2 protein-coding genes are annotated in these 12,990 nt (G+C 54.5%); both read right to left on the bottom strand.

The genetic code is table 11. The annotated features are described in order from the left end of the window. A partial coding sequence (locus ACFE8Q_RS23030) for a beta strand repeat-containing protein (protein ID WP_375447793.1) occupies positions 1-3,235 on the bottom strand: 3,235 nt, incomplete at its 3' end. Between the two features lie 43 nt (positions 3,236-3,278). After that, positions 3,279-12,488: a hypothetical protein gene (locus ACFE8Q_RS23025; protein WP_375447792.1), complete on the bottom strand. Its 9,210-nt coding sequence runs from the start codon at positions 12,486-12,488 to the stop codon at positions 3,279-3,281. Between the last annotated feature and the right edge of the window lie 502 nt (positions 12,489-12,990).

Below are 12,990 nucleotides of genomic sequence, written 5' to 3'. Positions count from 1 at the left end.
GACTCGTCAAAGCGCAGGCGAACGTACCTGAGGCACTGGCCGTAGTGCTACACAGTGTGGCTCCCAACGGATTGGTGATGGCAATCACTGCACCCGGTGTAGCTGTACCTGCAATGGTCGGCGTGGTTGTCGTCAACACATTCACCGGCGAAGTCACCGTCAGGCTTGGCGGACCAACCACCGTGAAGCTGGTTGTGGCCGGGCTACTTGTTCCTCCTGCATTGCTGGCTATAGCTGTAACCGTTTGTGGACCACCCAAGAACGTAAGGGCCGACGTTGAATAAGCACCGGTGTTATCGGCTGTCACGCTAACCGGACCACCAGTCGAACCAGGTCCACCCGTTAAGGTTACTACCGCCAATGGCGTGGCCGTACCCGAAATGGTGGGCGTAACGGTCGTGGTGATGTTGTTAGGCGTAGTGATAGCAATCGTCGGTGGGCAGGCCAGCGGCGTAGCCGTCACAACGGCAGACGCTGACGTTACGCAGCCCGACACAGAAAGCGTGACGGTATAAAGAGCTGTTCCAGCCGAAGGGGAGGATAAAATAACCGTTTGACCCGTCGTTTGCGTCAGCCCTGCTCCCGTCCAGGTATACGTTCCACCAGGTGGACCTATTGCTGAAAGCGCAAGTGTGTTAGTGAGGCAAATCGTTACGGAGGTCGGCATAATAGCAACCGTCACGGATGAACAATCGGTAACGGTGAAGCTACTCACGGCAGGTGTACTTGTGCCACCGGGGCTACTGGCTACCGCCGTCACGCTGGCAGGCCCAGCCGCGAACGTCAAGCTGCTACAGGCATACGTACCTGATAAAGAAGCCGTTGTTACACAGGATTGCCCACCTGGTGCCAGCACCGTGACACTCGCCAGCGGCGTAGCTGTTCCCGATATGGTCGGCGTAGTCGTGGCGGTGGTGTTGTCAGGCGAAAGAATGGCTACTGTCGGCGTAGCAACCGTAGTAAACGTTATTGGCACCGAAGTAGTACCGCCAGGGGTGGTAGCCGTCACCGTCAAGGTATTCGGCCCTTCAGGTAGCGGACTCGTCAAGGCGCAGGCGAACGTACCTGAGGCAGAAGCCGTGGTGGCACAGAGCGTGGCCCCCGTTGGGTCGGTGATAGCAATCAACGCGCCCGGTGTCGCCGTGCCCGCAATCGTCGGCGTGGTCGTCGTTGACGCATTCACCGGCGAAGTCACTGTCAAACTCGGAGGACCGACAGCCGTGAAGGTGTTTACATCCGTAGCCGTACCGCCGGGATTGCCCACCGTAGCTGTTACGCTCTGCGGACCCGCCGCGAAGGTTAAGCTTGAACAAGCGAACGTACCCGACACACTAGCCGTCGTTACACACGACTGTCCACCCGGAGCTACTACCGTCACACTCGCCAATGGTGTAGCCGTACCCGAAATGGTGGGCGTAGTGGTGGCTGTCCCATTGTCAGCAGGTGAAAGAATAGCAATCGTAGGTGGTGCTACACTGGTGAAGGTGACCGGCACTGATGTGCTGCCGCCCGACGTCGTGGCTGTTACCGTCAGGGTGTTGGGTCCTGTTGGCAAAGCGGACAGTGGACCGCAGGCAAACGTACCTGATGCAGAAGCCGTGGTGGCACAGAGCGTGGCCCCTAGCGGATCGGTGATAGCAATCAACGCACCTGGCGTGGCCGTACCGGCAATGGTCGGCGTAGTGGTCGTTGACGCATTCACCGGCGAAGTCACTGTCAAACTCGGAGGACCAACCACCGTAAAGGTGTTCACATCCGTAGCGGTGCCACCGGGGTCACTCACCGTAGCTGTTACGCTCTGCGGACCCGCCGCAAACGTCAGGCTCGAACAGGCATACGTACCTGACGCACTAGCCGTTGTCACGCAGCTTTGACTATTCGGTCCAAGCACCGTGACGCTGGCCAATGGCGTAGTGGTCCCACTAATTGTTGGCGTAGTCGTAGCTGTCCCGTTATCAGCAGGTGAGAGAATAGCGATCGTCGGTGGTGCTACAGCGGTGACCGGCGTTGAAGCCGAGGTTGTGCCAGCCGTGTTGCTTGCTGTGGCCGTAATGGTGTTGCTACCCGGCGATAGGCTTACCAAGCACGAATAACTCCCTCCGGCCGTAGCTGTTGTGGTGCAAAGTGTAGCATTGGTTGCATCGGTCAGCACCACCGTGCTGCCGGGTGTGGCCGTGCCGCTGATGGGTACGTTAGTGGTAGCCACCAGAGGACCAGGATTATTGATGACAACCGTTGGTGGAACAGGGGGCGACACAGTAAAACCACTCACCGCCGTTGTTGAGCCGTCGGTAGCGGTTACGCTGGCCGGACCCGCCGTGAAGGTCAGGCTCGTACAACTCCAATTCCCATTCACATCCGCCGTGGCAATGCAGGGGCCGCCCGTTGAAGCGGGGCCACCCGTTACTGTGACCGATGTACCTGGTGAAGCCGTACCACTGACGGGTGGGTTAAGGCTGGCGACTGTGCCCCCGTTGGGTGGGCCGGTAATGGCAATCGGGTTGTTACAGACTTTGATGTGCAACGTGTTCGACACGCTTAGGCAGTTGGCGTTTTGGGTCGTTACGTCGTACAGCCGATTACCAGTGGATAAGGCTGTCAGCGAACCGGTATAGTGAACCGATGTAATAGAATACTCACCTGCCGACAAACCACTAAACGAAGCCGTAGCACTCGTCTGAACAATCAGATTAGTGGCGTCATTCACTAGAACGTAGGTAGTTGTCACACCGAGTGGTACGTTCTGGGCCGTGAAGCTCATACTGGCCGGGGCCACCGCATAGTCGCATACACTGGAACAGACCCGGAGTCCCAGCGCAGGGCCATAGGTTAGACACTGATCCAATGAATACACATCGGAAATTAGTTTCCCGGTCGATGCATTGTTGAGTGAACTCGAATAATGAGCGGCAACGGCGTAATACAGTCCTGCTCCTACCCCATTGAACACCGGGGCTGTCGCATTGGTCTGGACTATCATACCTGATGTCATATTGACCAACAGGTATAAAGTATTGTAACCCGCTGGCACATTCTGGGCCGTGAGTGAAATAGCGGCTGGCTCGCTCGTGTAATCACAAGCGGTAGGCGAGGCAGGGAGTGTGGGCAGTTGTGCCTGAGCTGCTGTGGTTAACAGCAAGCTCAGACACAATACAGCCCAGATACTACGGACTACCAGGCGGTTTCCCGCTGTAGACCCGCCTGCTCGGATAATTGTTTTTAGGTGACTCATCATCTTTGTTAGATTGAGTTCGACATAAATGGTCCGAACAAGCTGATTATTTAACAAGAGTTGCCGCCGTAACAGGTGTACAGGCTGGTCCCAGATTCAGGACCGCCGTACTGACCGTCTTAGGCGTTACCAGGCTCATATTCGGCGAGCAAACTCCCGCTCCCGTCACCGTAATCGTGGTTGGTCCGAAGGCTGCCCCACTGTAGGTGAGTGGTACGTAGAACGTCTGTAAGCCAGTGCCCGTCAGGTTAATCGCGAACGGCGACGGGTTTACCGATAGCCCTGATCCGGTGATCGTTACGGGGAAACTACCTGTTGTACTCACCGTCATGGTCAGTTTCAGCACGCCGTTGCCTGGTGTACCGGCTACGATACCCGTAATCTGAGCCGTAGAACAGTCGAGAGTTCCTGAAGCAGGGTTACCTAACACCGTCACTGGAATAACAGCGGTTGTACATTGTGGCGGGGTCGCTGAATCGCAGACCTTGATCCCGATGGCATCGGTCCCGGAATAACCTGGTGTTGGCGTGTAGGTATACGCACCCGTTGCTGGGTCTATACTCACCGTGCCATGCGCCGTACTTGTGCTGGCAGCACCCGTTGTTGGGTTGATCGTGCTATAGGTCAGCGGCTGTGTACCATTTTGCGGATTCAGGGCGGTGGCGGCATTACCCGGTGTTGGAGTATTTTGTGCTGCCGTCAGTGTCGTCGGACTGGTATTCACCGAGAGCGGAGCAGCCACTACTATTGGAATGATCGTAGCGGCACACTGCTGCGGAGTCCCCGAATCACAAACCTTGATACCGATCGCATCGGTGCCCGAGTAACCCGGTGTCGGCGTGTAACTATAGACACCCGTTGTTGGATTGATACTAACCATACCATGCGGTGTGGCCAACGGACCCGTGCTACTGGTTGCCGAACCTGATGTTGGGTTAAACGCACCATAGGTCAGGGGTTGCGTACCACCACCCGGCGTAATGATCTGAGCCGCACTAGCCGAGACAGGTACACCCGAAATCGCGGTTTGTGTAGCTGGTGTGCTGGCTACCGAGAGCGGCGCCGCTACCGAGAAACTCACCGTAGCCGGGGTGCTTGTGCCACCTACGTTACCAGCCGTGACCGTAACGGTCTGTGGGCCACTTGGGAAGGTCAGACTCGAACAGGTCCAGGTACCGCTCGAACTAGCCGTCGTTATGCATGGGCCACCCGATGTGCCGGGGCCTCCCGCAACCGTTACAGACGAGCCTGGTGTAGCCGTTCCCGAAATAGGTGGGTTACTGCTCGACACACTAGCGTTTGGTGCCGGGCTATTGACGGCTACGGTTGGTGGGGCTACCGCCGTCAGGCTAACCGTGGCTGGCGTACTGGTACCGGCTCCATTGCTGGCCAACGCCGTCAGGGTCTGGGGACCTGCGGTAACACTTACCGGACAAGCATAGGTGCCACTAGTCGCTACCGTAGCGCAGAGCGTAGTGCTGCCTGGGCCCAGAATGACTACCGTGCTTCCCGGCGTAGCTGTCCCCGAAATAGTTGGGTTCAGGCTTGTCTGGCTATTGTTCAGCGGACTATTGATCGTGATCGACGGCGGGCTGCTAACGGTCGTGCTGACAACATTGGAGTTGACAGCCTTGATGCGGAAACCCGAAAGCGGGTCGGGCGTGGCCGTGGCTACGTTGGTCGCAACCGCTCCCACCGTGTAGCTATTTACATTGGCCTGGATACTGAAGGTAACCGAACCGCTGGCCGGCACAATCAGATCACGCAGGCTGATCGTTGGCGTACCGGCGTAAGCCGATACCGCCGTACTGCTGGTGTAACTTCCTGATAGGCCTGATAGGGAACCACCCACAAACGTTAGCTCGCCGGGCAATACATCCTGGAAGGAAGTTTGCACTGCCGAAACCGCGTTGGTTGAACTCACCGTGAAGTTATAGGTGACCACCGTGTTCTGACCCGTAATGGCTTTATCCACCGTCTTACTCACCGTCAACTGGGCATCGGGGTCGTTCTGAATCAGTGTCAATGGCGTCGGCTGCATGCCCGTTCCTGCTTCACCCGGATCATCAGAGAGCAGGGTTGCGCCCGTTCCACCATTCACCGTATAGGTTGCCTGGTTATTATAGGTACCAGGAGCTCCGCCCGTTACCGTGGCCCAGAGGTAGCTGGTGCCCGGCGGAACCGTCAGGTTATTGATCGACAACGTATTGGTTTCTCCATACGCATTCGCCGAACTATATGCCAGTGAGGTTGTCAGAGTGCTGTCGACCCAGTTCAAACCACCGGGCAGTACATCGTTAAAGTTGATGACCTTATTGGCGCAATCCGTATTCTGGATGGTGAACTTATACACCACCGGCTCGTTGGTTTTCTGCACACTCGGCGTGGCCTGCTTGTAGACATACACATTGTCGGCCAGCGGGGCACGGGGGGTTGGTGCCTTACAGGTAATGTTTACCGAGCCAATGCGCAGGTCGTTATACACCTTAAAGGGATATTGATTATCCTTGGTGTACTCCACAACGATTTCCTCAACCGGCGAGTCGAAACTCACATACGCATTGCCCAGAACGGTCAGATCCCAGGGATACCAGCCGCCGGTAATGGTGTTGCCCGAAACGGTTAGCGACGAGCTGTTCCAGAACGGATAATTGTTGTTTTTGACGATTTTGGGGTATACAGTAGCCGCGCCAAGTTTACCGTACACCTTCACCACGTCTTTACCGCCGTACCATCCGTCAATATCGCGCAGGATGAAATCGACCGTCTGGGCCGCTACCGCCGACGTTGATGCCACACCGAGCGACGACTGGCTGTAGAACTTCATCCGGGTCGTTGTCACACTGGTTTCGTTGCTGGCGTTATCATAACGCGGGATGAAAATACCCAGGCCATCGAATACCGGCCACCAGTCGACCGCGGGCTTATACAGCAACACGTTTGGATCACTCGTTCCATCAGTGACCGACACCGACATAACCGGGTTGGTCAGCGTATTGCCAATGTTGTAATTTCCAATAAGGGTTTTGTTTTTCGTGCCGTACCACCAGCCGTTCCAGTGGAACGTCAGTGGTTTTGGTGCTGCGCAGATGTTGGCCAGCGACGTGGTGTTACCGGCAAACCGGATATAGACCGTGCTGTTGGCCGGGAAATCATACATCGTGCTGGCAAGGCTGCCCGAGAACGACATGGGTACCGACGACAACAGGTTGGTAAAGTTGGCATCCGACGCTACCTGCATGTAGAGCGGATAAACGGGATTGAAGCCATAACCGGCCGCATCGAACTGCACAAATACAGGCCCAACGCCGGTTCCGGTTTCGGTAGCCTTGTAATTCAACCCGGTGAACTTATCGGCCGAAGGCGGTTGTGGACAGGCGGTCGTGACCGACGAGAACGACGTCAGGCTCGTGCTCGTAACGCCATTGTCGCCAATGATCAGGAATGAAGCATCTGTTGTGAACGAGCCGGGGTTGTCGGCGTTGGTAGCCGCAATAGTTCCCGACAGACCAATACTCAATTTTGCTGTCTTAACTGATTGCGACTGTTTCTGTACCAGTTGCTGGCAATCGTCGCGGCCAATACCCAGCACGTTGGCCGAGAAGCTCGATATATCGTAGATAATGCCGCTATTACCGGCCAGATAGTTGTGTTCGAGTGTCAGGCCATACTTAACGCCCAGGTAGGTGTTTACCCGTTGCCGTTCATTGAGCGTCAGCGCACGGGAGTAATGAATAATCTCCGATGTTTTGTTGTTATTCATCCCGTAAGCATTGCCTCCACCAACGACCATGTAGTCGTATGGAAGCAGGCTCGTCACGTTCGCGGTGCCGACCCAACTGGCCTCATTACCGTTCTGTCCAACAATGACGGAGGTTGAGGCCGGTGTCGAGGAGTCGATGAAACCACTGTAGAGCGTTGGCTGACCAATAACAATAGAGCGGTTCTGGTTGATCTTATTGTATATATCGGTTCCGGCCGAGCCGCTGCCACCCGAGAAAGGAGCTTTTATATAGTGTAGGCCTACATTATCCGTCTGGATGTTGGAATGCCCCAAGCCCCAGTTGTGCAGACCGGCATCCGTATTGTTTTCATTCGTAAGCCGGATAAAGTGTCCGTAGTCTGCCTTGAACGTGTAGTTATTTACAACACCGAACGTGGTATGCGACCGTGAATAACCGGCACCATCAATAGCCGTGTTGAGCCGAGTGTTACCTGAGAAGTTAATGTAGGGATTATAGTTGCTCAAGGCATCCCCAGCCGCATAAGCTGGTTGCAACGCGACCGTAGCTTGCGTCACGGTTGGATTATTGCCCGAACTATGTCTGTCGGCCCAGGCCGTTACAATAGAACCCGACTTGGTAACGCCAGTAGCTGGATCGAACCAGAAGTCCAAGCCAGCCGAAACACAACCTGGCGCAAACGAGGCATTAGCAAAGGTAAAATACTGACCGTCACTCAAATCGACCGAGGCCACCAGGTTACCATTGCCATCGGGAATCATAGCGTATTCGATAGCCGTTCCAGCCGTAAATGAACTGGCCGGACTGCCGACCAGCAGATACGTACCTGTCAAACTACCCGGCACACTCACCATCACCGTACCCACTGTTTGCGTTTCCTGCACTTTCCAGATACGCGACATCAAATAAACAGGAGCTGCCACCGTGAAGCTGTGGGGGGTGTAGCTAACGGCGTAACTGCTCGACAGGCCGTTATTGCCCCAAACCATGTATGTTTTATCAGCAGTAAACGAGCTACTGTTGGCATCGTTGGAGAGTTCTACCGTGCCGAGGCCAATGGCGGGCTGGAAACCATCGTTCACTGAACGCGACTGTTTCTGGTTCAGTGCCTCGAAGTTGTCAAGACCAATACCGGCAATGTCGAAATTGTACCCGCTGTTGGTCGCTGGGCTCCAGACTACGGTGCCATCGGTAGCGATGTATGTATAGCCCGTACCGGTTGTCTGACTGATTGGGTAGGCAACCGAATTACTGTTTTTACCGACCGCTCCGCTACCTTGCCCAAGCGTTACACCGTATTTGATGGCTAGATACGTATTTACCTTTTGTAATTCTGTAGCACTCAGTTCGCGATTATAGGCTACTACCTCATTGATCGGCCCGTTCCAGTATTCCCCTCCTCCACTCTGACCTACCGAAAAATAGTTCGCCCGGATTAAATCGGCACGATTGTCCTCTTTCAGCGTGGTTGGTTCCGACCAGCCATCTACGGTAGAGTTCAAGAAATTACCGACCCCATAGGTGTAGCCCAGCCCGAAAATCTGAGGCTGCTGATTCGTCAGTTGGGTGCCGTAATTGGTAGGTAGGGTCATTGTGCCGCTGCCCGTTCCGCCACCGTTATACATCGTAGCTTTTCCGCCGTTCCATTCGCCGGAAACATCGGTCCAGGGATTCCAGCCGTTGGGTGCTGCCCCATCTTTCTGCAAGTCCATGGCGGGGTTGTTCCCACTCGAACCGTTGCCTAAAATACCACGTAGGTTATACTGCCCCTGTTCTGCCCGAGTAAAGGCGGTCTCCATATCTTTTGCAACCGCAATAAAGTGATAAGGAGTAGAGGTACTGGAGGCTGAATACCCAAGTACGTTGGTCGTACTATTGACCAGTGTACTGGCAGCCGTACGGTTGAAGACAACGGATGGATTATAGTTCACCAGTGCCGTTGTGCTGGTGCCTAGGGTTGGTTGCTGACTGACTGTAGCCTGTGAGACCGAATAAGGTGACGACAGTAAGCTGCTCGGCCAGGCTGCTACTTTATCGCCATCATTACCGTCCAGTGCATCGGCTTTATGCCATGTTTTTAATCCAGCCAGTACTCCGCCGGGTGCTTTGTCAGCCGACCCAAAGGTGAAGAACTGCCCGTTGGCGAGGTCAACCGTAGCTACTAAGTTTCCATTGCCATCCGACGTCAATTGAATCTCGGTCGTGCTGGCGGGTACAAACGTAGCCGCGTTGCTCACCAGCAGATAGTCGGCTCCGGTTGACGAAGCAACTCCGATCACAACCGTGCCTACCGTGCCTGTTTCCTGCACTTTCCAGGTAGCGGCCATGCGATAAAAACCAGCGCCACCAGCCGGTGTAAAGCTCGTTGGCGCGTAGGGGGCTGAGTAGCTATATGGCTGCCCATTGTCGCCAACAATTTCGAACGAATTATTGGCCGGGAAGCTATTGGCATTGGCTGCGTTGGTTGTAGCTAATGACGTACCTATGCCAATAGTCATAATCGATTTGGCATTGACCGACTTCGATTGTTTCTGATTCAGGCCCGAAGCATCGTCGCGGCCAATGCCGGTGATGTTGGCCGAATAGCTCGATACGTTGTAGATGGTGGTGCCATCAGCCGCCAGGTAGTTATGCGTGAGGGTAGTGCCGTATTTTGTGGCCAGATAGGTATCGACCCGGTCTTTTTCTGTACTCGTCAGGTTACGGTCGTAGAGGAAACTCTCCGCAATGTTACCGTTCCAGTTTTCAACACCCTCGTACGATCCCAGCGTAAACTGCCCGTCTACAGGTCCGCCGTTTCCTACGGCCGTCGCTTCAGTAGTGGCGTCATAGAATTCAGTGCCATTTTGTCGAAGCCCACTACCTACATTGGGCCCTCCCCCATTCCAGAAGTATCCGAGTAGTGTCGACTTGTTGGCCGTCAATACCGCTGGATGGTCAATGCGCACCGGCGCTGAACTGTTCATCCACATGATCTGCTGATTACCCAGCGTACCCATGTGAGGGTTATCGATGCCTAAATCGCCTAAGTTTTCGTAGCCGCCATCCAACGCATTACTGGCCGCTCCGTAGAACGTTCCTGAACTGGTAGTCGACATAAACCGAGTGAGCTTATACTCCATACGGTCATTGGCTCCGTCGAATTTGACCGATGGATTGAAATTGAAACCAACCGAAGCATTCTGTAACAGAGGACGGTTAACCGCCGTAGCCTGTACCAGGTTATGGTTTTCAGGGCTCTGATCAGTCCATTGGCTAACAGCGGAACTACTGGCAATCACGCCATTATCAGCTTTCACCCATAGTTGGATGCCCGCCGTTACACCACCTGGTGCAATCACGGTAGCTCCGAAGGTGAAGAACTGTCCATTGGTCAGGTTGACCTGCGCCGTGAGGTTACCATTTCCATCAGGCGTCAACGTAATTTCGGTAGCACTGCCCGGTGTGAAGGTGGCACTACTACTGACCAGCAACACCTCGGCTTTGGTGGTGGCAGGAACACTGACCAATATTGTACCGACCGTTCCAGTCTCCTGCACTTTCCAGATGCGTGCCATTAGCTTGAAGGCTGACGGCACCGACGATACGTAGGTTTGGGGTAAATAGGCGGTGGTGTAACTGGCGGCCAGTCCGTTATCGCCAAAAATCTCAAATGACTTATCGGTCGCAAACGTACTGGCAATACTGGCCTGGCCCGATACCACCGCCGTGCCCAGCCCTATGGTAACCAACCCATTTGCATTAACCGATTTCGACTGTTTCTGGCTCAACGTCTGATTGTCGTCGCGGCCAATACCCGTAATATTTGCCGAATAGCTGGCAACGCTGTAAATGGTTGTTCCGTCGCTTGCCAAATAATCGTGGGCCAGCGTTGTGCCGTATTTGAGGGCCATGTAGGTTTCAACCCTGTTTTTCTCGGCTGTAGTCAGGTTGCGGTCGTAGAGCATTATTTCGGCAATATTGCCATGCCAGTTTTCCACGTACTGATACCCGCCGATGGTCCACATCCCGTCAACAACCCCGCCACTACCAACAGCCGTAGCCTCTGTTGTAGCCGTGTAGGCTTCCACGCCGTTTAGCCGAAGGCCGCTACCGACGTTTGGTCCGCCCCCGTTCCAGAAATAGCCAAACAGGTGGGTCTGGTCTTTTATCAGCGTTGTCGGATGGTCGATTCGTACCGGCGACGACGAGTTCATCCACATAATCTGCTGGTTATCCAACGTACCCATATGAGGATTGTCGATACCCAGATCGCCCAGATTCTCGTAGCCTCCATCCAGGTTGTTGGAAGCCGCCCCGAACATGGTTCCCGAACTGGTGGTACTCATAAACCGGGTCAATTTATACTCAAGCTGGTCATCCCCTTCAAATACGAGCGAGGGGTTAAAGTTGAAAGCCGCCGATGCCGCCGTTAGAGAAGGCTGATGGCTGGCCGTGGCCTGGGTAACGTTATGGCCATTTTGCAGATCGGCCCAGGCCGTAACAGCCGTTGTACCGGTCACGCCCTGATCGGCTTTATACCAGGTCTGCAAACCAGATGATACGCCGCCCGGCGCCAGAGAAGGGCCAGTCAGCGTAACAGAATTTGTGTATAAACAACCCACGCCGCTGCTGACCGTGCCCGAGTAAACGCCAACCGGCAACCCCGTGATGGTCGATGTATTGCCGCTATTGCTCCAGGCATACGTCAGCGGCAGTTGCCCTGTCGCCCCCGGCGCTGTCAGTGCTATTGAGGCGGTTCCGTTGCTCCCCCCCACCGTAGTTGGATTCGTTCCTGCTATAGTGCCGTCATAAACGGCCATCGGGTAATACACGTTAAGCGAAACGGCCGCCCCGATCAGCACACTCATCCTGACCTGAATCTCGTTGAAAGGCTTGGTGGTAGCAATACCAACGAATGTTGTGCCCGACCCCAGAATGGGTAAGTCGAGGATTGTACCGACTGTTCCCTGGTTTTGCTGGGTACCGTTCAGGTACGTTGTTATCTCGATGGTCTGCCCTACGCCCAGATTTAATATGTTGTTGGCTATTACGTAACCAGCCGTAGCGCCCGCCGGCAACGTAGCAGATGTTACTTGGGTCGAGAGCTGCGCCGAACCGCTGAGAAGTACGCCCAGTTGGGCTGCATCGGTCAGCGACGCATTGATGACGTTACCTGTATTGTTGGCCCCATTGCCAATTGGAATGCCTGCAACACTTAAAAAGGTACCGCTGGTCCGCGCCGATACAATGGAAGCTCCGGCAAACTGAGTGGTCGTGAACCGGTACGTACCGCAGGTCTGCGCCTGTAGCTGCGTAGCGCCCAGCCAGCCAGCTATGAGCATACCAATAGCCACTACTGTCCGACCAGTATATCGTTGCGGATGTGCTGGTACGAATGTCTGGTAGAGCACCGACCCACGCCGTTGCAGAATACTGGCTGAGCATGTTAGCCACTTTAGTAGATATGCCAAAACCGGCCACAAAAGCCGGTTATAAAAAAGGCAGTAAACAGAGAGTAGTGCTCTATTCATGATAGTATACGTTAGTGGTAGGCGTTAAAAGGTCAATCGGTTATACAAATGCCTCAAGGCAGCTCAGATTGCTCAGGCTGATTCGAGGTTGGCGCTCGCTATTGGGTCGTGGGATTAAAAAAGCGCGGTAGTGACCACCGCATTACATCCCCGTCTCAATGAAAATTTTAAAGCATACCCAGGCACCACATCATCGACCATCGTCGTTGATGCAATACAGTCACGTTATGCAACCAAATGCATGACGCTGTGGGGAAGCCCCAAAGAGAGAGAAGAAAGGAAGATGCCGTCCGAGAGGACTATGAAGATACCGGTCAGTACCCTCGGGTGTTGGCTTAATTCCGAAAAGCCTGCAGCTCCAACTGCGGGCTTTTCTTTTTGACTACCTACTCACCTTTTACCAGTTTGTTACTCTTACCTGGACTGCCAGACATAGCTAACTATACTTGCTACGACACAGAATCCCGGTTGTTAGCTACAGTTGTATATCATAGCAGTTGCA

The sequence above is a fragment of the uncultured Fibrella sp. genome (assembly GCF_964250085.1).
Taxonomy (GTDB): Bacteria; Bacteroidota; Bacteroidia; order Cytophagales; family Spirosomataceae; genus Fibrella.
The sequence above is the reverse complement of the archived record's forward strand: the minus strand, read 5'-3'. Positions and strand labels throughout refer to the sequence as shown.

What these genes read in the sequence shown, in the direction of transcription:
- ACFE8Q_RS23025 (WP_375447792.1), bottom strand. Translation starts at nt 12,488, where the DNA reads ATGAATAGAGCACTACTCTCTGTTTACTGCCTTTTTTATAACCGGCTT.